At 51.5% G+C, this 19,047-nt stretch carries 18 protein-coding genes; 8 read left to right on the forward strand and 10 right to left on the reverse strand.

Annotated elements, in window-relative coordinates:
* Positions 1-60: 60 nt before the first annotated feature.
* The 3 genes from adhP (at position 61) to EVJ26_RS11265 (ending at position 2,317) form a co-directional block, all read left to right on the forward strand.
* A complete protein-coding gene (gene adhP, locus EVJ26_RS11255; protein ID WP_070328005.1) occupies positions 61-1,092 on the forward strand; it encodes an alcohol dehydrogenase AdhP in 1,032 nt (343 codons plus the stop codon).
* A 161-nt stretch (positions 1,093-1,253) separates the two neighbouring features.
* Positions 1,254-1,688: a MarR family winged helix-turn-helix transcriptional regulator gene (locus EVJ26_RS11260; protein ID WP_070328004.1), complete on the forward strand. Its 435-nt coding sequence runs from the start codon at positions 1,254-1,256 to the stop codon at positions 1,686-1,688.
* Between the two features lie 104 nt (positions 1,689-1,792).
* The gene (locus EVJ26_RS11265) at positions 1,793-2,317 is read left to right on the forward strand and encodes a CarD family transcriptional regulator (protein ID WP_016510581.1); all 525 of its coding nucleotides are present in this window, start codon (positions 1,793-1,795) and stop codon (positions 2,315-2,317) included.
* Positions 2,318-2,347: 30 nt separating this feature from the next.
* Here EVJ26_RS11265 and EVJ26_RS11270 read toward each other — a convergent pair whose 3' ends face one another.
* The 3 genes from EVJ26_RS11270 to mqo all read right to left on the reverse strand — a co-directional run bounded on the left by EVJ26_RS11270 (position 2,348) and on the right by mqo (position 5,160).
* Positions 2,348-3,043 carry a uracil-DNA glycosylase family protein gene (locus EVJ26_RS11270; RefSeq protein WP_070328003.1) on the reverse strand — a complete coding sequence of 232 codons (696 nt, stop codon included), beginning with the start codon at positions 3,041-3,043 and terminating at the stop codon, positions 2,348-2,350.
* Between the two features lie 14 nt (positions 3,044-3,057).
* Positions 3,058-3,546, reverse strand: coding sequence for a hypothetical protein (locus EVJ26_RS11275; protein ID WP_131470489.1), 489 nt, complete (start codon positions 3,544-3,546; stop codon positions 3,058-3,060).
* 114 nt (positions 3,547-3,660) lie between these two features.
* Positions 3,661-5,160 carry a malate dehydrogenase (quinone) gene (mqo, locus tag EVJ26_RS11280; protein ID WP_131470491.1) on the reverse strand — a complete coding sequence of 500 codons (1,500 nt, stop codon included), beginning with the start codon at positions 5,158-5,160 and terminating at the stop codon, positions 3,661-3,663.
* Between the two features lie 167 nt (positions 5,161-5,327).
* Between mqo and EVJ26_RS11285 the strand changes: the two genes are divergently transcribed.
* Together EVJ26_RS11285 and EVJ26_RS11290 are read left to right on the forward strand one after the other, a co-directional pair.
* A complete protein-coding gene (locus tag EVJ26_RS11285) occupies positions 5,328-5,789 on the forward strand; it encodes a DUF2691 family protein (RefSeq protein WP_131470493.1) in 462 nt (153 codons plus the stop codon).
* Between the two features lie 35 nt (positions 5,790-5,824).
* Complete coding sequence (locus tag EVJ26_RS11290; protein WP_131470495.1) at positions 5,825-6,367, forward strand: histidine phosphatase family protein; 543 nt, start codon at positions 5,825-5,827, stop codon at positions 6,365-6,367.
* A 47-nt stretch (positions 6,368-6,414) separates the two neighbouring features.
* On the opposite strand, the gene EVJ26_RS11295 is transcribed toward EVJ26_RS11290, so the two are convergent.
* Positions 6,415-7,278 carry a DegV family protein gene (locus EVJ26_RS11295; RefSeq protein ID WP_131457784.1) on the reverse strand — a complete coding sequence of 288 codons (864 nt, stop codon included), beginning with the start codon at positions 7,276-7,278 and terminating at the stop codon, positions 6,415-6,417.
* Between the two features lie 259 nt (positions 7,279-7,537).
* On the opposite strand from EVJ26_RS11295, the gene mprF reads away from it, so the two are divergent.
* A complete protein-coding gene (gene mprF, locus EVJ26_RS11300; RefSeq protein WP_236635561.1) occupies positions 7,538-10,036 on the forward strand; it encodes a bifunctional lysylphosphatidylglycerol flippase/synthetase MprF in 2,499 nt (832 codons plus the stop codon).
* A gap of 47 nt (positions 10,037-10,083) precedes the next feature.
* Here mprF and EVJ26_RS11305 read toward each other — a convergent pair whose 3' ends face one another.
* The 4 genes from EVJ26_RS11305 to EVJ26_RS11320 all read right to left on the reverse strand — a co-directional run bounded on the left by EVJ26_RS11305 (position 10,084) and on the right by EVJ26_RS11320 (position 14,022).
* Positions 10,084-12,474 carry a carbohydrate binding domain-containing protein gene (locus EVJ26_RS11305; RefSeq protein ID WP_201738371.1) on the reverse strand — a complete coding sequence of 797 codons (2,391 nt, stop codon included), beginning with the start codon at positions 12,472-12,474 and terminating at the stop codon, positions 10,084-10,086.
* A 220-nt stretch (positions 12,475-12,694) separates the two neighbouring features.
* Positions 12,695-13,003 carry a DUF1349 domain-containing protein gene (locus EVJ26_RS11310; protein ID WP_131457787.1) on the reverse strand — a complete coding sequence of 103 codons (309 nt, stop codon included), beginning with the start codon at positions 13,001-13,003 and terminating at the stop codon, positions 12,695-12,697.
* Positions 12,978-13,517: an NUDIX hydrolase gene (locus EVJ26_RS11315; RefSeq protein ID WP_131457788.1), complete on the reverse strand. Its 540-nt coding sequence runs from the start codon at positions 13,515-13,517 to the stop codon at positions 12,978-12,980. The genes EVJ26_RS11310 and EVJ26_RS11315 overlap by 26 nt, the downstream gene beginning before the upstream one ends.
* Before the next feature lie 13 nt (positions 13,518-13,530).
* On the reverse strand, positions 13,531-14,022 hold the full coding sequence (locus EVJ26_RS11320) for an LURP-one-related/scramblase family protein (protein WP_131457789.1): 492 nt from the start codon (positions 14,020-14,022) through the stop codon (positions 13,531-13,533).
* A gap of 129 nt (positions 14,023-14,151) precedes the next feature.
* Here EVJ26_RS11320 and mntA point away from each other — a divergent pair, with 129 nt between their 5' ends.
* Together mntA and hepT are read left to right on the forward strand one after the other, a co-directional pair.
* Positions 14,152-14,559 carry a type VII toxin-antitoxin system MntA family adenylyltransferase antitoxin gene (gene mntA, locus EVJ26_RS11325; protein ID WP_131468534.1) on the forward strand — a complete coding sequence of 136 codons (408 nt, stop codon included), beginning with the start codon at positions 14,152-14,154 and terminating at the stop codon, positions 14,557-14,559.
* Complete coding sequence (gene hepT / locus EVJ26_RS11330) at positions 14,552-14,959, forward strand: type VII toxin-antitoxin system HepT family RNase toxin (RefSeq protein ID WP_131468536.1); 408 nt, start codon at positions 14,552-14,554, stop codon at positions 14,957-14,959. The genes mntA and hepT overlap by 8 nt, the downstream gene beginning before the upstream one ends.
* An 89-nt stretch (positions 14,960-15,048) precedes the next feature.
* Here hepT and EVJ26_RS11335 read toward each other — a convergent pair whose 3' ends face one another.
* Together EVJ26_RS11335 and EVJ26_RS11340 are read right to left on the reverse strand one after the other, a co-directional pair.
* On the reverse strand, positions 15,049-17,826 hold the full coding sequence (locus tag EVJ26_RS11335) for a glycoside hydrolase family 3 C-terminal domain-containing protein (protein WP_131470499.1): 2,778 nt from the start codon (positions 17,824-17,826) through the stop codon (positions 15,049-15,051).
* Positions 17,823-18,905: an alpha/beta hydrolase gene (locus EVJ26_RS11340; RefSeq protein WP_236634040.1), complete on the reverse strand. Its 1,083-nt coding sequence runs from the start codon at positions 18,903-18,905 to the stop codon at positions 17,823-17,825. The genes EVJ26_RS11335 and EVJ26_RS11340 overlap by 4 nt, the downstream gene beginning before the upstream one ends.
* Positions 18,906-19,047: the final 142 nt, after the last annotated feature.

The raw sequence follows: 19,047 nt of genomic DNA on the forward strand, positions 1-19,047 counted from the left end.
TCGGTTTGGTAATTACATATCTTTAATTACCTATAATTAGGATGGGGAGCGTGAGATAAAGTGAAAGCAGTCGTAGTCAATTCATCTAACAAAGCGAATATCGAAGTGGTTGAAAAGGAGTTGCGCCCACTAAATTCTGGAGAGGCGCTTGTCGACGTCGAGTATTGTGGCGTATGTCACACGGACCTACACGTTGCCGCGGGAGATTTCGGTGATGTCCAAGGCCGCGTACTCGGACACGAAGGCATCGGGATCGTTTCAAAAATTGCTGACGACGTAACGAGTTTGAAAGTCGGAGACCGCGTCAGTATCGCCTGGATGTATCATGCCTGCGGGCGTTGTGAGTACTGTACGACCGGACGCGAAACGTTCTGCCGCCACGTACAAAACGCTGGATATAGCGTTGATGGCGGGATGGCCGAGCAAAGTATCGTAATGGCCGATTTCACTGTCAAAGTACCAGACGGACTCGATCCGGCACAAGCTTCGAGTATCACGTGTGCCGGTGTCACGACGTATAAAGCCATTAAAGTGGCTGACGTGAAGCCAGGTCAAATCGTTGTTATCTATGGATGCGGTGGTCTTGGTAACCTGGCAATTCAGTACGCCAAACACGTGTTCAATGCGTACGTCGTCGCAGTCGACATCAATGACGACAAACTCAAACTCGCTAAAGACAGCGGCGCCGATATGATCATCAATCCAGTGACAGAGGGCGCTGCGGACAAAATCATCCAAGAGCAACTCGGGGGCGCACATGCTGCGGTCGTCACGGCCGTTTCAAAAGTAGCCTTCAACTCTGCGGTCGACGCTGTAAGAGCGTGTGGAAAAGTTGTCGCGGTCGGACTTCCGTCTGAAACAATGGATTTGAATATCCCACGTCTCGTCCTCGATGGCATCGAAGTCGTCGGATCACTCGTCGGTACACGTAAAGACTTAGAAGAGGCTTTCCAATTCGGGGCCGAAGGAAAGGTCGTACCGGTCGTCCAGAAACGTTGCCTCCACGAAGTCCAAGATATTTTCGAAGAGATGGAACAAGGTAAAATTCAAGGACGAATGGTCATCGATTTCAAAAATAAAGAATGCCAGTAAAAAAACGAGGCCATTTGGTCTCGTTTTTTTTACTGGCGTCTAAACCGGGTCATCGTATGACATGATCATCTGTTCAGTTGAAATTGAGATACTAGCGCATTGACGCGCCCTATCCGCTTTTGTATAGTTAGGAACGACAAAACAGAATAGGAGTGACCAATTTGACTCCATACGAACAACTTACGCCAACGCACCTTTTGGATTTGCTCGGTGAGCGCCACGATCAAATCCGACGCATTAGCGAACGGGCATGGAACGAACAACATGATATTTACATCTCCAACTCGGAATGGTACATCCTCGCCCGCATCTACCGAAAGAATCCGACCATCTCCGAAGTGACACGGAACGTCCATGTGTCACGCCAGGCGATCCATAAACTGATCAAGAACTTGAAGACAAAAGAGCTCGTCACGGTGACCGACCATCCGACGAGCCGAAAAGACAAATGCATTCAGCTGACCGACCTCGGTATCCGCTGTTATGAACAAAACGAGGCGCTAAAAGCCGATCTCGAACAAAAAATTGCCACGACACTCGGCGACGATGCGTTTAATCAATTGCAGACGTTGCTCCAAACCGACTGGAAACTGTGATCTCTTCTCATTATAAGAAGAGGTTTTTTCCGTCTGTGCGGCCTTCAATGTCAACCGGGTTGACAATTTACATCAATTACCTCTATAATGGATATTAGGAAGAGGTGATCGATTTGTTCAAAATTGATGATTTAATCATCTATTCGACCCACGGAGTTTGTCGCATTGACGAAATTTCCGATATGACGGTCGCAGGTGAGACGAAGTCGTACTATACGCTCCATCCAATCAACAACGCGCAGAAGCTACAGATCAGTATTCCGGTCGATAGTGACAAAGTCATGATGTTGACACTCTTGGAAGCTAAAGAAGCAAAAGAGATCCTCGAATCGTTCCGCTCTCCTGGTGTCGAATGGAATCCCCATCCGAATAACCGGAACCGCGAATTCTTGCATGTCGTTCATTCGGGCAACCGTCACGATATCGCTCAAGTCATCAACACGCTTGCTCGGAGACAAACCGAAGCAGTTTCGTTGAACAAAAAGTTATATGAACAGGATCGTAAGATTTTAGAAAACGCTAAAACGATTCTTGTGAAAGAACTTTCACTCGCGCTTCATTTGTCGGAAGAAGTCATCGATCAACAGATTGCCGCTTATTTGAGCGCTGAACCTGTTGCCGCCACTTGATTGGACCCTTCTATATGAAGCGGTCTTTTTTTATTGTCTGAACGCCTGTAACACTTGTTCCTTCAACGGTTGGAAGCTCATCCCTAAGTTCCCGTGGTACATAAAATGCTTCGAGCATAGCACCGTCCCGATTCCACCGTCACGGTATGTAAATGGAATCGGGCCTTTTGCAATCCAGTCGCAGAGTCGAAGGTTTCGATTGAATGTCTGACGTGGAACCATATGCTCCTCTTCAAGCAAACCGAGCAGTTCGCCGAGTGCCTGTTTGCTATGGACAATAATTACTTTCGGTCGATAGGTGAATAACAATTCTCGGAACACTCGATTCCCATACTGAATCAAGTCAGGATTTACGCCAAGCAAATCTTTCGCTCGTCTCGTCGGATAGGCGTTCATATTCGTCTCAATCACTTCAACTTCTCCATTCGCCCTCAGCTCTAAATCTTCGACAAATTTATTCAAGCCGATCCGCGTGCGTGATAAGTCCGTCTTCCCTTGCGAACGGCGAATCGTCTTCACGCGCTCCAAAAACTGCTCTCGATGACAAAATGTATCGATATACTCTTCAGCACTTGCAAAGTCGTCCTTATGCATCGGCGTCGCTGGATTGATGCCAACGATGAAGACGTTACCTTTTGAACTCGGGGATTTACTGACGAACGGTCGGAAATAGTAGGGATGGGGCTCACGTTCGACCCAACTTTTTAACATTTCAACTGAATACATGCCCCGGTCTCCTCTCAATCAGTCTGTAAAGTCACATCTTCAGCTAATCCCGTATTGTTAATCTTGTTGTACTGGTCATAAGCTTCCGTCACTTCGTTCAAGTCTTCTGGATCAATCAAAAATGTTTGAGTCCCTTGCTCAATCAGCAAAAGCGGCTGCCCTTTGAACTTTACTTCATCCAAGATCTCGGATGCGTCTCGAACGATCACTGTCTCCGTTGTTGGCGTGAGGCACCGGACTTCTGTATGATCTAGCCACTCCAATATTTCTGTGACTTCCGACTCGATATCAAACAATATGGCGACCAAAACATAATGATCCCCTTGTTTCATCAGGACAGCATAGCAATCACCCATTTGGACGCATTCCGTCTTCGCCGTCTCCATATAGTCTTCGTAATGAGGGAGGACACAATACTCGTAACTGTCCGGATATTTTCGCAGGTGTTCGAGATAAGCACCATACTTTTTTCTTTCCCACTGTGTAAGCTTGATTTTATCCATCCTCTACCTCCTACATGATGGTATTCACCTTTTATTTATAACCAATATATGGTTTTTAATGTTGCAATTCAAAAGAAAAAGCGAGAATATTTTCGCATTCTCGCTTCAACCGATTCAATTGTGCACGACACCCTTTTCTTTCAAGCCGAGCGCCATTGCCGTCGATTCGTGGATCGTCTTGAACAGCTCAGGATGGTCTGAGAGCGAGACGCCATACGATGGCACCATTTGCTTGATCTTCGGCTCCCATTCCGGCAACTGCTCAGGGAAGCACTGCTCGAGCACTTTCAACATGACGTGGACGGCAGTCGACGCACCAGGTGACGCGCCGAGGAGCGCCGCGACCGAACCGTCTTCCGCACTGACGACTTCTGTCCCGAATTGGAGCGTGCCTTTGCCTGCTGGCGTGTCTTTGATGACTTGCACACGCTGACCAGCGGCGACGATTTCCCAATCCTCGTTTTTCGCGGTCGGGATGAACTCACGGAGCTCGTCCATCCGCTTGTCGTGCGACAAGAGCACTTGCTCGATCAAATATTTCGTGAGCGGCATCTCTTTCGCCCCGGCCGCAAGCATCGTCACGACGTTGTACGGTTTGACCGATTGGATGAGGTCGAGGTTCGAGCCTGTCTTCAAGAACTTCGGCGTAAAGCCGGCGAACGGTCCGAACAAGAGCTCTTTCTGTCCATCGATGTAACGTGTATCAAGATGCGGCACCGACATCGGCGGCGCGCCGACTTTCGCCTTACCGTATACTTTGGCGTGGTGCTGCTCGATAACGTCACGGTTTTTACAGACGAGGAACAACCCGCTCACCGGGAATCCGCCGATATGCTTCGACTCCGGGATACCCGTCTTTTGCAACAGCGGCAAGCTGCCGCCACCGCCGCCGATAAAGAGGAACGGCGCCGTATGCGTCTCGATCGTATTCGCCTCGATGTCCTTCACTTTCACTTCCCATAGCCCGTCTGGCAACCGTGTCACGTCCTCGACGCTATGCTTGTAGTTGACCTCGACATCATAATTCGTCAAATGGTCAAACAGCACCCGCGTCAGCGCGCCAAAGTTGACGTCCGTCCCTGAGTCAATTTTCGTCGCGGCAATCGGCTCATCGATCGTGCGACCTTCCATGACGATCGGCATCCATTCGCGCAACTGCTCCGGATCGTCCGATAAGACCATACCATCGAACAACGGATTATTTGTTAGCGCTTCCAAACGTTTCTTCAAGAAGCGGATATCTTTCTCCCCTTGGACCATGCTCATATGTGGGATCGAGCGGATAAAGTCTTCCGGTTGTTGAATCAATCCTTTGTTCACCAGATGCGCCCAAAACTGGCGCGAGATTTGGAACTGCTCGTTGACGTTAATCGCTTTTGAGATGTCGAGCGTGCCGTCCGAATTCTCGGTCGTATAGTTCAACTCGCAGAGGGCGGCATGCCCCGTTCCTGCGTTATTCCACTCGTTCGAGCTCTCTTCCCCTGCGCTTGCGAGCTTCTCGAACACTTTGACTTCCCACTCCGGTACGAGCTCTTTAAAGAGCGACCCGAGCGTCGCGCTCATAATTCCCGCACCAATCAAAATGACGTCTGTTCTCTTTTGGACACTGCTCATGAAAACCCCATCCTTCTCCCCTGAATTTGTGTATGAAACGACTCAGTAAATCCCCATTCGCCGATCGTTTCTTTGTAATCGTTATACTGATTATAACGCTTTTGTGATGAAAGATAAGGGTTAAGTAGTGAAAATAGAGATGAAACTTTTAGAAGGAGAAATAGACCATGAAGCGGGGCATCAGTTTTAAAATACCAAACAAGTATGGAACCTATTTAAAAGAAATATTGGAACCTATCGATTTGATTCGTTACAGGTGGTTCATTGGCGGTGAAGAATCTTACACGGTAAGGGATGACGAGTTAAGTGAGCTGTTATTCCATGAACCGACTGTGATGGATGGAGAAGCGCTTGGCGATTTAATCAGCCAAGACCAACACTATCTCATCTTTTTGAATCTAAAAGCTTTTTCAGCCGGACCGGTGACGGAGGTCGAAACGTATGAGGCATTCCTCGACAGCCCTTGCGAATTTGCCCTATTGATTGTCGACAGCACGTTCGTCGACATCTATTGTAAAAATCAACGAATCATTGAATCATTTTATGACCATGCGCTCTCATGTGAATTCAAAGAAGTCGCCTACCTGACCGATGCCAACGATATGAGAACAACATTAACAATTTGGTAAAATACGCTCACCTAAAATGATCAAGGAGGAATCTCATGCCAACCATATATCTCGTCCGTCATTGCTCGGCCACCGGTCAAGAGCCGGACGCTCCGCTCACGGAAGCCGGTCAAATCCAGGCGATCGTCTTGCGCGATTTTTTCGAAGACGTCCCGATCGAGCGCATCATCTCAAGCGATTACGCCCGGGCCGTCGCTTCAATCACACCTGTCGCTAAAGCACGTAACTTAACGATCGAACAGGAACCGAAGCTTCGTGAGCGCATCCTCTCGCTCGAACCACGGGCTGATTGGTTCGACCTACTCCGCCACTCGTTCGACGAGCCTTCGTTCAAGTTACCCGAAGCTGAATCGGGCTTAGAGGCAACTGCTCGGATTTTGGACGTCGTCACTCAAATAAACGGTCCGACGATTCTCGTGACACACGGCAATCTGCTCGCGCTCTTATTACAACATGTGGATAACCGGTTTGATTTCGTGACGTGGCGGAATCTTAGTAATCCGGACGTCTATCAGTTGGAAATTGTGGATAACTTTTTTTCAGTCAAACGCGTCTGGTCGGACCCGACCTGTGGATAACGTTATCCACAGAAAAAGCCGTCTCATCACGAGACGGCTTCACTGCTTCACTTTTCCACAAAGAACATCGAGATCGCACCTAGGCCGACGTGCGTGCCGACCGAGACACCCATCTGCATCAGATAGATCTCACCTTCGAAGTCCGATTCGGCTTGGATTTTCACTTTCAAGTTCTCAGCGATTTTCTGGTCCGACGTATAACCGATGATGATGAAGTTCGTGATGTCCTTGTCGTAGCGTTTAATGAACTCGTCCGTGTAGTGCTTGAGCACTTTCCGAGTTCCGCGTTCTTTGGCGACGATGGCACCTTTCCCGTTCTTCATGCTCATGATCGGCTTGACCATCAACAGCTTGCCGATGATCGCGCTCGCGTTCGAGATGCGGCCACTCTTGATCAAATGATCCAAGTCGTCGACCGACAAGAAGTGTTTCACTTTTATTTTATACGCCTCATTGAAGTCGACGAGTTCCTCGAACGTCGCACCCGCTTCACGCATCTGCGCGCTCTTCATAAGTAACCAACCGCTGCCGTGGCTCATCGAACGGGAATCGACAATATGAATCTTCACCGTCGAATCCGGATGCGCCTCTTCAAAATATTCTTTGCCGAGCACGGCCGATTGATACGAACCACTCGTCCCACTCGACATGCAGATACATAAAATTTCGTGATGGCCGGCCGTGACGGCATCTTCCATCAGTTTCAAAAATGTCGCCGGGCTCGGCATCGCCGTCGTCGGAAATTCCGGTAGCGCTTCCAACATTCCGTAAAACTCATCGGGCTGAATATCGACGCGGTCTTCATACGATTTATTGTTCATCGTGATGATGAGTGGAGCTACACCGATATCATATTTTACTAAAATGTCGTCTGATAAATCGCAAGTTGAGTCGGCTAGTAATTTAATCATAATTTCCTCCAAAATGTCTCCTAAGGTGACGGGAATCGTCCTAGTTCACTACGCCGATTAAGACGTCAAGATAGGACACCTTTAGTGTACCAAATATAGGGGGTTTGATGTTTTTTTACTAGGCTCAATGTGCGACTTGTTCATGTTTTTGAATCGATGTGCGAATTCGGGTCGTATACACTACAGGATTCACTATTCCTCACAAGCAAAACAGCATATAATGCTAACACTAAGCTTGTAGCCGTAAGGAGAAGACATGATGCAAAAACGACTTTCTTGGAAGCAGCTGAAATGGTTGGTTCCATTCCTATTGATTGGTCTGATTCTTTATCAGAGCGGGCAAGAACTACAAAACTTATCGCTCGCAGCCGCCTTCTCGGCGTTAGAAAAACTGACAGGATTCGAACAATCCAGCTTAATCCTTCTTGGCTTGCTCGCTGTCCTGACGATGACCGGATACGACTACTTTTTACTCCGCTCATTGAACGTTCATATCCCGGTCCATAAGCTGCTTCGTGCGGCTTGGATCACCAACTCGATGAACGGCATGCTCGGGTTCGGCGGCGTCATCGGCATCGCGCTCAGGACCTCGCTGTATCGTCCGTACACGGATACATTGCGACTGCTCCGGGCTATCGGTTGGATGACACCGACGCTGATCAGCGGACTGTCTCTACTGTCGATCGGGGTCCTCTCCGGCCTATTTCCGGCCACAACGCTGATGTCGACGAAGCAGTGGATTTGGCCCATATTGCTGGCAACGCTAGCCGTCTTGCCACTTTACATCTATATGACCCGCAAACGATCGAACTTGAGCTGGTCGACGTTACTCGGCTACATCGCCACATCATTCGCAGAATGGGTGACAGCAGGACTCGTCGCCTTGTACGCCTTGTATCTCCTCGGCGGGGACGCCCCGGTTGCTAGTATGCTGGGCGTATTCATCGTCGCCACAATCGTCGGGGTCGTTTCACTCGTCCCAGGCGGAGCCGGCTCGTTTGATCTATTGTATTTGGTCGGGATGACGCAGCTCGGCATCAATCAAGAGATCGTGTTGTCGTCCTTGATCGTCTATCGGTTCGTCTACTTCATCGTCCCGTTCATGATTGGTTTGTTTTTAGCAGCGATCGCCTTCGGGGACCAGATCGTCAAACAAATCGAATACAAACCGATCATCGGCTCATCGTATGAAATCGGGACGGTCGTCTGGCGCACCGTTTTGCGGACACTCGCCAAGACCGGTCGGCTCGCCGGCAGTCTGATCGCTTTGATGACGAGTCTCGTCCTCTGGTTTCAAACGCTGCTCCCGAGTGTGGCCCCGCTTTATGTGACATCCGCTTGGATGCAATGGGTCGGGACGCTTTGTCTGTTCGTTGCCGGACTCCTGACGTTAGTGAGCACCTACGGCATGTACATCCGCACGAAACGGGTGCTGTGGATCACGGCTGTGTCGTTCTTCTTCGCGACGCTTGGTATATTCGCACGCGGGTTCAATTTGTTTGAAGCGTTGGTCGTGGTCGGATTTGCCTTGTTCGTTTGGCTGACCCGAAACCAGCACACCCGGTATCGCTCGATCCTGACCATCAGCCGCTTCTTCCGAAACGTGTTGTACGTCAGTCTATATGTCGGGACACATGCAATTTTGCTCCAGTCATTCAGTCAAAGCGACACGATTTTCTTTGAACCGGATCAAGCTGCCCTGTTAAGCGTGAGCGCTGTCATGATATCAGGCCTGCTATTGAGTGTCCTGTTCGTCTTGTTTAACCGTCTGAAGCGTCCCCGTCTTGGTGAGGCGTTCGAACCGGTGCGCTTTGAACGGTTCCAGACGACGCATGCGACATCACACACGTTTGATTTGGCTTACATGAATGACAAGCGCGTCTATTATGGGCCTGATGACAACGCCTGCCTGTTGTTCGCGTTATCTGGTAATCACGCAATCGTTTTAGGAGACATACAAGGTGAGACGAGTGCCGCCTCCGAGCTGTTGATTCAGTTCATTGAGGCGACCGATCATCTCGGCTATGTCCCGTTGTTCTATCAAGCCACACCGAACTGGATGCCGCGCCTGCATGACGCTGGCTTCACGTTTTTCAAGCTCGGCGAAGAGGCGACGATCAATGTCGATACGTTCTCACTGACAGGTAAAAAGCGCGCGAACATGCGCTCCCTAAACAACCAGTTCATAAAAAAAGGCTTTACCGTGGACGTGATCACGCGACCGAACGAGGCGATCATCACCTCGTTAAAAGATATTTCCGAAGAATGGATCGGTAATCGCAGTGAGAAAGGCTTCTCGCTCGGATTTTTCAACGAGCAGTCCCTATCCCATTATCCGATGGCGCTGCTGAAGGACGTCGATGGACAAATTGTCGCCTTCATCACGCTGCTGCGCGGGCATGGTACCGTATCGATTGACTTGATGCGCTCGTGTTGTGACGCCCCGCCCGGCTCAATCGAAATACTGATTCTTCACGTAATCGAGTGGGCGCGGGAGAATGGGTATGCCGATGTCGGGCTCGGAGTCGCCCCACTCGCATCGGTCGGTGAGCATACGTTCGCTTACTGGCCCGAGCGGATCGCGGCGGACATCTTCGAGAACATCAGCTACATTTATCCGTTCAGTGGGTTAAGGCAATTTAAGAACAAGTTCAAACCGACATGGGAAGGCCGCTACTTGGCGTTCCGGCAACGACGGACGCTCCTGCCTTCCTTGTTGCGCACGGCCCGGCTCATCAGTCGAAAAAACGTTCAATGACACGCGAAAGGAGCGCCTCGAAAATGTCGAGACGCTCCTTGTTTGCATTATTTCGTTGTCACACTGACATTATCGATCGTCACATCGTGCGCACCGAGCGGCGAACCGTCCGTGCGTCCAAGCAAGAATTTCAATCCTGTCATATCGGTTTGACCCATCGTGAGCTCAAACTCATACGTTTTCGTCTCAGGTCCGACTTGAACGATTTGGCTCAAGTAACGCGTATACGCCGCGTTCTCGACCGTCACTTCCATGTTGCGCGCGACTGTCGAAGAAGCATCGAAACGGACGACATACGTCTGTCCCTGGTGCAGTTCAAGACCGCCTTGCTCAAGCAAGACGCTCCAAGGTTCCTGTCCTTCTTGCCCGATCGAGATTTGAGCGGCTTCGTTCACCGCTTCAACCGCGGCTTGCGCATCGAAGTGCACGTAAGAGCCCCAATGTGTCAACCCGTCCGTGAACGATCCGTTCTTCAGCGGAGACGGGTCGATCGCGATCGGTGTCACATCGAACAGTTTGACGTCGTCAAGCTCAATCGAGCCTTTCGCCGAGCCGAGCACGAACTGGAGCTGGCTCAACAGGTCTGTCGCTTGTCCCATCGTGAACGGGATCTCGATCGTTTCAAACTCGCGCGTCAACGCGACGTCTTGAAGCGGGAGATACGTGTTGCCGTCGGCTCCATTCAAACCGACTTGAAGTGCTTTGATGCGTTCCGCTCTCGCTTTAAAGCGCAACACGTAGTCATGACCTTCCGTCAATTGAATCCCGTTTTGGACGAGCGTTGCCGGTTCGCCCTTTTTCGGGTTCGTCACGAACTTGAAGTGACGCAACTTCTCGTCAACTGTAGCCGTCCCTTTCGTTGCGCCCGGGTCGAACTGCCAGTATGTCAAGCGGTCCATCGCGCCTTGGTCAAACGTTCCGTTGTAGACCAAGTTCCCGTCGCCGAGCGCTGGTTTCGTAGCGTTCGGGTCGAGCGCTGCACGCTCGGTCTGTTCGACACGGACGTTCCCGATTTGAACGCCGGCCGTGCTGAGTCCGACATTGAACTCGAGACGTGCCGCGAGATCCGTGTCTTCCGCCATATCAAACGTCATCGAATATGTCTGTACGTCTGTCGTCAAATCGAATGAACCTTCATCCGAGTATTTCGCGTAGCCGCGGTCTGGTCCGCCGCCGACTTTCACGGCGATCGAACGGGCCGAATCGGCACTCGCGTCGAACGTCACTTTATAGTGTCCGCCTTTACCGAGCGAGACGTTTTGAATCAATTGGTGCGAATATGGCTGACTGCCGGCTTGAGTGATCGAGATGTCGGCAAAGCGTGAGCCTGCTTGTTCGATGACATCAACCGTCCCGACGCCGCCAAAGTCTGGCAAGGCCACATAGTTCCAGTACGTCGGATCGAGCGCTTGCGAACCGTTCGTCACGGTCGTGATCGGCTCCGTGTAATCTTGGTCGTAGACGAGGTTTCCGTCTTCAGACGGTTGTTTCGCTCCGTCCGGCAATACGATTTCTTCGTCCGTGTACACCGGTTCGACCGCCTTGCGGTAGTCGCGGTTCTGTAAATCGAACACACGGACGTAATCGACCTCCATCTCGGCCGGGAACGGTGTCGTCGCATCGACGTCCCCGTCAAACCAACCGCCGACGGCCAAGTTCATGATCAAGTAGAAGTTTTGGTCGAACGGCGCCGGGTAGCTGAACTTCGTCGCTTGGTTCAAACCTTTGGCGTACCAATCGTTTTGGGTCTGATACAGTTTTCCATCGACATACCAACGCAACTCGCCCGGCTCCCACTCGACGGCATATGTATGCCATTTGTCGATGCCGTTACCTTCTGCAAAGTGATAGTCTTTGCCCGTATACTTGTTGTTTGGCCACGTCTCACCGTAATGAATCGTCCCAGCGACTTTGTCTGGTTGACTGCCCCACGATTCCATGATGTCGATTTCACCCGAAGCGGCCCACCCACCGTAACGGTCATCTTCCGGAAGCATCCAAAACGCCGGCCATAGCCCTTTGCCGATTGGAAGTTTGGCCCGCATCTCGTAACGGCCGTACGTTTGATTGAACTTCCCTTTCGTCGTCAACTTCGCCGATGTATAGTCATACGTCCCAAGTTCGTCCGTCGTCTGCTCTTTTTGAGCCCGAATGACGAGCTTGCCGTCTTTTACGAAAGCGTTTTCGTTTTTGTCCGTATAAAATTGCTTCTCATTGTTTCCCCATCCTGGTGCCACTGGATTCCCATCCTTGCCGAGTAACCAGTTCCCCGTATCGAAATTCCATTTTGTCTGGTCGATCTCTTTCTTACTGAACTCATCCGCCCAGACGAGCTTCCATTTCGTATGGTCTTTTTTCTCTGGCTTTTCGGCAGATGCGCCTTGTGCGGCTGACAAGACAAGTCCGGTACCGAGAGCAAGTGCTACCCATTTCTTCATCAAAATTCCTCCTTTGACATAAATGAAGGCAGACACACTCCAGTCGTACCTGCCTCTCCTCTAACAACGCACGAACATTGAAAGCGTTTTCCGAAAGCGCTTTCGTTATGTCTATTATAATTTTTTCACCTACCTAGATTCAACCATTTTCTTGAAGTGAAATGAAAATGACACATAAAAAAGCACCAACCCATAAATCAGGTCGATGCTTAAGTTTTCCTCACTGTCCAATCTGAAAATGTGACTGAAAATCCTGAATGTATTCGATCGACGTCTTGAGCCAATGGTCGTCATTCACATACAACAAAATGCCAGCCTGATCGTATGTATAGCTCGGCTTCATCTCTACAGTCGCGCGACACGTGAACTGTTCGGTCGACACATCTGTCAACAAGGCGTGCGCCGTCATCCGGTTGAAACCGTAGTGGGTGTTGCGCCAAAAATCGGTGTCCGCTTCTGTCTCGAAGGTAAGTCTCTCCCGTACATCTGTTGCTCTCGGCTCGTTAATCCACGTGTACTGCTGCCACATGATTGATTCCTCCCCATTGGCCTCGCATCGCGAACAACAATGGAATCATCGGTTCGTGGTACGGGATGAACTCACCCGCTCGAATCATGTTAAGAATCGTCGCCTCATCCGCCCACTGCACCGCCTGCACTTCTGATTCTTGAAGCGTCAACTTATTCAAATCGACATCCATTTCGACAAGATAGATGTCGTCGAACCCTTCGTCAAAGTTGATCGTCAAATGTGGTCGCGTGTCTGTTAAGTCTAGTGTCAGACCGATCTCTTCTTCAAGCTCGCGCATCGCCGCCTGTTGGCTCGTGTCGCCGACCGTGGCACTGCCGCCGACCGTTATGTCCCACATGTTCGACCAGCCGTCTTTGAACGGTTGGCGCTGCTGAATCAACATCTGTCCTTGCTTGTTAAAGATACAGACGTGGATGACAAGATGGTAATCGCCATTCTCGAGACGATTGCCCCGCTGCCACGTCCGCCCTGTTTTTTCTCGGTCAACGTTATAGACGTCCCAAAACTCCATCGTTCAATCCCCTTTATGTGGCCGCACTCGCTGCCGCTTGATCTGATTTCACACAATCGATGGCGACGACGATCGAGATGAGCATGTGCTCCATCGTCTCATCGATCACTTGAATCTCATACGTGTCGCCCCATGACAACCATTTCTTCTGGACGCTGCCGATGACTTGCCCGTTCTGTGTCACCTCGAAGTCCATATCCCACCAGTCGCCACCGATTTCAATCCCTGCTGCGTCAATCGTATAACGCGGTTTGAAGAAGGTGAACTCTTTTGAGATCGTCATCGTCTCTTCGCCCTCGACGTCGACGTAAAACTTCGGTAAGAAGCTGAACGTCTTTTTCGTAATGGTCGTGATCTCGCGCCCATCCTTGTCCGAGATGGTGAACGACTTCGGCAGCTTCATAAAGCTCCCTTCGACGAAATACATATCGTTTTCATCCGCGTCCTTGATCGTGAACCGTCCGCGCAAGCTGAAGACTTTCTGTTTCATGTAAAGCGTGTTCATTATCATCCCTCCATTTTTTCCGTGTTATCCTCTATACGACTCTTTATCCGATTATGATTCATTTTTTCTGATTGAATAAATGTTCAGGCCGATACTAGAGAGCGTATAATGAAATGAGGAGGTGAGAGTATGATTTCTGAAAAAGTAAGACAAATGATCATTGAAACGCTTCAACGTGAAACAGACGCGGATTTCATCTTGTTGTTCGGGTCATTCGCCAAAGGAAAAGATCGTGAGGATAGTGATGTCGATTTAGCATACTTTAGTCAGAAGCGACTCTCACCATATGAACGCTTCAACTTGGCCAGCGAATTAGCACTTCTATGTGGACGAGATGTCGACCTCGTCGATATCCGTGAAGTCGATACCGTCTTTGCCATGCAGATATTCTCAGAGGGCATCCCTCTCCTAATTCGAGACGAAAATGAATGGGTACGGCAACGCATTAAAGCATATCGGATGTATGCCGAATTGAACGAACAACGAGACATCGTCTTGAAAGAAATCAAAGCTAGAGGAAGTGTATTCGATGAATGATGTTGTGTTGAACAAAGTGACGACAATCGAACGCTGTCTTCAGCGAATCCATGACGTGTATGACGATAATCCAGATCACCTACACGATTTCACGAAGCAAGACAGCATCATTCTCAATATCCAACGTGCGTGTGAAGCGAGTATCGATATCGCGATGTACCTAGTCAGCCAAAAGAAATTGGGCGTGCCCAAAGCGAGCCGGGACGGGTTCATCATGCTCGAGGAGGCAGGCATCATTGACAGCGCCCTAGCGAAGACGCTCGTGAACATGGTCGGATTCCGTAATATCGCCGTCCATGACTATCAAGCACTCCAACTCGATATTCTTGAAGCGATTCTCGAAAAGCACATCGATGATTTTAAGACGTTCACAAAAATCGTTCTCCAACTGGATGTGTGACAACCACGGCTCTTCAGTGCCATGAATCGACGTGGAAATCCCTAAAAGCATATTAAAACGCCGCCTCTTTTCGAGACGGCGTTTTTCAATTATCCGTTCTTCATACTGAACGAGTCAGCGAGCGTGAACGTGATGTCTTTCACGTCGAGACCGCCGAGTGTGAAGTAGAGCTGCAAGTAGTTGTGTTGGTTCAAGAAGAACAGTTGCTTCGTCTGCGTCACCCATTCCCCGCCCGTTCCGTTAAACGTGAACGTCGGACCCGGGATGTTGTTCGCAAATAGCGTCACAGGCATTTGAGCGAGCTCTCCTGCTTCCGAACGGGCCGTGATCGTCACGTCGTACGTGCCCGTCTCATCGACCGATACGGCGAAGACGTGTGTGTTCCCCGTCGATGTGTCCGCGTCGATCAAGCTGACGCTCTCTCCGTTCGCAAGATGCTGATACGTCACATCGAAATCGATCGTTTGTCCTTCTTCTTCGTCGAGTCCGATCACTTCGACTGAACCGTCATGAAGCCCGAGCAGACGCTCCATCGCCGGAGACTGCAAGACGAAGCGGCAAATGTTCGCCGCACTCCGCAACAGTTCCGCCCGCGTCAACGTACCGGCAGCGAGTGCCGCTCCCGTATTGTCGTCGAACGAGTTCGTATCCGGACGGTCGACGACCATGTACAAGTCGTTCTGCGACTGGACCATCGCCGCCGTGTTCTGACGGTTCGCCGGCTCATCTTCATGGTGGTTCACTTTCGCCCACCAATCGGTCATGACGATGCCTTCAAAGCCCCACTCGTCGCGAAGGACACGTGTGTTCTGATCATATAGCCCGGCCGTCCAGACGCCGTTGACGGCACCGTACGTCGTCATGATCGACGTCGCCTTGCCTTCTTTGACCGCCATCTCGAACCCTTTCAAATAAATCTCGCGTAACGCCCGTTCCGAGACGACCGAGTCGATGTCGTGGCGGTGCGCTTCTTGGTTGTTGGCGCTGAAGTGTTTGAGCGTACCGGTCACGCCGACGCGGTGCATCCCGTTCAACTGGGCGATCGCCATCTTGCCCGTCACGTGCGGATCTTCCGAGAAGTACTCGAAGTTCCGTCCGTTGAGCGGATTACGATGGATGTTCATTCCTGGTCCGAGCAACGTGTCGACGCGGTTTTTCCGCATCTCGAGTCCCGTCATCTCGAACAGGTCTTCGATCAACGCCACGTTGAAGCTTGACGCTAACAGCGTCCCGTTCGGCAACGCGAACGCCTTCGTGCCGATGTCCATCCGGATACCAGACGGACCGTCCGCGCAACAAGCGGCCGGAATGTCGAGCTCGTTCAAACGGTCCGACACGCCGCCGAACGCGGCGGCCGTCCCTGGTGTCACGCGAGGCGAGTTCATGCCTTGTCCGCGGACGATACAGGCGAGGTCCTCATCCGTCAACTGGTCGAGGAACGTCTCAAGCTCGGCTTTCCCGTGATAGACGTCCGTCAGCTTCAAGCCGTTGTCGCTTGTCTGATGGCGCTGCATCGGACGTTCGGCGAGATAACGTGCCTCGACGTCAACCTGGCGCAGCGGTGTTTCTTCATAGCTGACTTCATATCCTTGGCCGCTTGCGACCGGCTTGATGCGGTCGAACGGTGTGACCGGCGCCATGTTCTCGCTGAGCGTCTCGACGACTTGTAGTTCGGCGAGCTCATAGTCGAAGACCGCGACAGCTGAACGGACGTCCGTCCCAGCGTGAATCCGGTACGTCCCCGCTTCTAAGACAAAGCTCGACGCGTGTCCGGTGACGCCACGATCGTCATAGCTCGCAAATTCCATGACCGGGACGGAGAATTCGAGCGTTTGCCGCTCTCCTGGTGCAAGCAGACCTGTCTTATCGAACGCGACGAGGGCGCGCGCCGGGTTACCGAGGACGCCTTGCGGCTTCTCGACATACAACTGGACGACTTCTTTCCCGTCAACTGCCCCGGTGTTCGTCACCGCGACGTTGATCGTAATCAAACCGTTCTGTTCGCTCGTTTCAACGACTTCCGTGCTGAAACGTGTATACGACAACCCGAAACCGAATGGATAGAGCACCTCGTCTTTCGCGAACGTCTCGAAATAGCGATAGCCGACATAAATATCTTCTTGATAAATTCCTTTGTCGGCGTGACCGAAGTTTTTCGTCGACGGATAGTCGTCAATCGACCGGGCGATCGTGTCTGTCAACTTGCCGGACGGGCTGACTTTGCCTGTGAGTACATCGACGAGTCCCGTCCCACCTTCTAATCCCCCTTGCCATGCGTAAAGAATCGCGCTCGGCTCATAGTCCGTCGCCCACTTCATATCGATGATGTTGCCGACGTTCAAGACGACGGCCGTCTTCGTAAACGCCTTCGACACTTTCTCGATCAACTCGTTCTCGATCTCGGTCAACAAGTAGCTGCCCGGGTCGGCCGTGTTGTCACGGTCCTCACCCGCCGTACGCCCGATCATGATGAGCGCCATATCCGACTTGGCTGCCGCTTCCGCGACGAGCGCGTCCGTGACGGCCATCTCCGGCTGTGACCACGGTTCGCCGGCCCAGCCGACACCTTTGTCGAACGGGTTTTCTTCGACCCACGCCTCATACGTCTGAAGGAGCGACTCGTTCAGCTGGATGCCTTCACTCGCTTGGAGCGCCTCGAGCGGACTCGTCACGTGGGAGACGTTGACCATCCCTCCTGAGCCGGTCCCGCTCTTATAGTAGTTGAATTGGCTGCGACCGAACACGGACACGGTCGTCCCCGCCTGGATCGGCAGCGTCTGTTCGTTCTTTAAGAGGACAGCCCCTTCGGCGACCGCCGTTCGCGCCAGTTGTTTATACGTATCCCAGTTCAATGTGTAATGTTTCATGTTGTCAGCTCCTTCATTTCGTTTGCGATTTCGTTCATACAGTCTTCAGCTTGCGGATAGTCCCCGATTTTATCGAGGAAGGCGTGGTCCATCCCTCGGTATTGAATCAGTCTCGTCTTCACGCCGTCGCGCGCGAGTTTCCGCGCATACGCCTCGCCTTCTAAGCGCAAATAATCGTACTCCGCCGTCACGATAAGCGCGGGCGGGAGGTTCTTCAAGTCGTCCGCCAACAAGGGCGATACGAGCGGATGCGTCACGTCGGTCGCACCTTGTAAATAAATGTTGTTGAACATCGAATCCGAATCGCTGAGCGCTAGCACCATCCCGCGAATCAAGTCGTGATGATGTCGGATATCGTATTGTGCGATGTCCCATGCGTAATCATCTGTCGGGACCGAACCTAAATTGACGACCGGATAGATGAGTGCCTGGAAGCTGATCATGCTCGTCTGTTGCGCACGATCGAGTAAACAGCAGCCGGTCGCCAAATTTCCCCCGGCGCTATCGCCCGCGACGGCGATAGTGTCTCGCAACACCCCGAGCTCATCGGCCTGGTCGTATACCCATTTGACCGCTTGAAAGCAATCATGCAAGCCAGCCGGGAACGGATGCTCCGGCGCGAGCCGATAGTCGACCGAGACGACGACCGCGTTCGCTTTCTCAGCGAGCGCTTTGCACGGGTTCTCGACCGTATCGAGTGTCCCGCCGAAGAAACCGCCGCCGTGGAAGAACAGGACGGCCGGTAACGGCTCATCTGACTCGGGCCGATAGAGTCGGGCCGGGATGTCGCCTTCAAGACTTGGAATCGTGATCGGTTCCGTCGTGATCGGACGTGTCGTCACGTCACGGTTCGGCCAGCCCATGCTCGCGCGGACGGCCGCGAGGTCAAACGGTGCCGGTGCCTCATCGGCCGGTGCCTGCTGACTGGTGTTCGCCAACACGCGTGGGTCGAGGTCACCTTGTTTATTTGAGTCCGGGATCGGTTTGATCGTCGTCTCGACGCCAGCGATCATCTCTCGAATATGTACTGCACTTAACTCGTCAACTAACCGTTCGTACGGGTTACTTTGAGTCGACATGAACTGAATGCTCCTTTCTCAATCACCGCTACCTTGCTGATGACAGCTTTATCCGTTGACTTAAATCTTACTTCTTCAGACACGGCTTCAAATTCGGTCGTGTCATCGGTGAAGTGTTGACACAACTAGCGTTAGGCGGTAG

The organism is Exiguobacterium sp. SH3S1 (genome assembly GCF_004337105.1).
In the GTDB taxonomy this organism is placed as follows: domain Bacteria; phylum Bacillota; class Bacilli; order Exiguobacteriales; family Exiguobacteriaceae; genus Exiguobacterium; species Exiguobacterium aurantiacum_A.

Coding starts and splice junctions, on each gene's coding strand:
- mprF (WP_236635561.1), top strand. CDS start 7,538: ATGCAAAAACGACTTTCTTGGAAGCAGCTGAAATGGTTGGTTCCATTC.
- EVJ26_RS11270 (WP_070328003.1), bottom strand. CDS start 3,043: ATGTATTCAGTTGAAATGTTAAAAAGTTGGGTCGAACGTGAGCCCCAT.
- EVJ26_RS11295 (WP_131457784.1), bottom strand. CDS start 7,278: ATGATTAAATTACTAGCCGACTCAACTTGCGATTTATCAGACGACATT.
- EVJ26_RS11305 (WP_201738371.1), bottom strand. CDS start 12,474: ATGAAGAAATGGGTAGCACTTGCTCTCGGTACCGGACTTGTCTTGTCA.
- mntA (WP_131468534.1), top strand. CDS start 14,152: ATGATTTCTGAAAAAGTAAGACAAATGATCATTGAAACGCTTCAACGT.
- hepT (WP_131468536.1), top strand. CDS start 14,552: ATGAATGATGTTGTGTTGAACAAAGTGACGACAATCGAACGCTGTCTT.
- EVJ26_RS11290 (WP_131470495.1), top strand. CDS start 5,825: ATGCCAACCATATATCTCGTCCGTCATTGCTCGGCCACCGGTCAAGAG.
- mqo (WP_131470491.1), bottom strand. CDS start 5,160: ATGAGCAGTGTCCAAAAGAGAACAGACGTCATTTTGATTGGTGCGGGA.
- EVJ26_RS11335 (WP_131470499.1), bottom strand. CDS start 17,826: ATGAAACATTACACATTGAACTGGGATACGTATAAACAACTGGCGCGA.
- EVJ26_RS11340 (WP_236634040.1), bottom strand. CDS start 18,905: ATGTCGACTCAAAGTAACCCGTACGAACGGTTAGTTGACGAGTTAAGT.
- EVJ26_RS11275 (WP_131470489.1), bottom strand. CDS start 3,546: ATGGATAAAATCAAGCTTACACAGTGGGAAAGAAAAAAGTATGGTGCT.
- EVJ26_RS11285 (WP_131470493.1), top strand. CDS start 5,328: ATGAAGCGGGGCATCAGTTTTAAAATACCAAACAAGTATGGAACCTAT.
- EVJ26_RS11315 (WP_131457788.1), bottom strand. CDS start 13,517: ATGGAGTTTTGGGACGTCTATAACGTTGACCGAGAAAAAACAGGGCGG.
- EVJ26_RS11320 (WP_131457789.1), bottom strand. CDS start 14,022: ATGAACACGCTTTACATGAAACAGAAAGTCTTCAGCTTGCGCGGACGG.
- EVJ26_RS11310 (WP_131457787.1), bottom strand. CDS start 13,003: ATGTGGCAGCAGTACACGTGGATTAACGAGCCGAGAGCAACAGATGTA.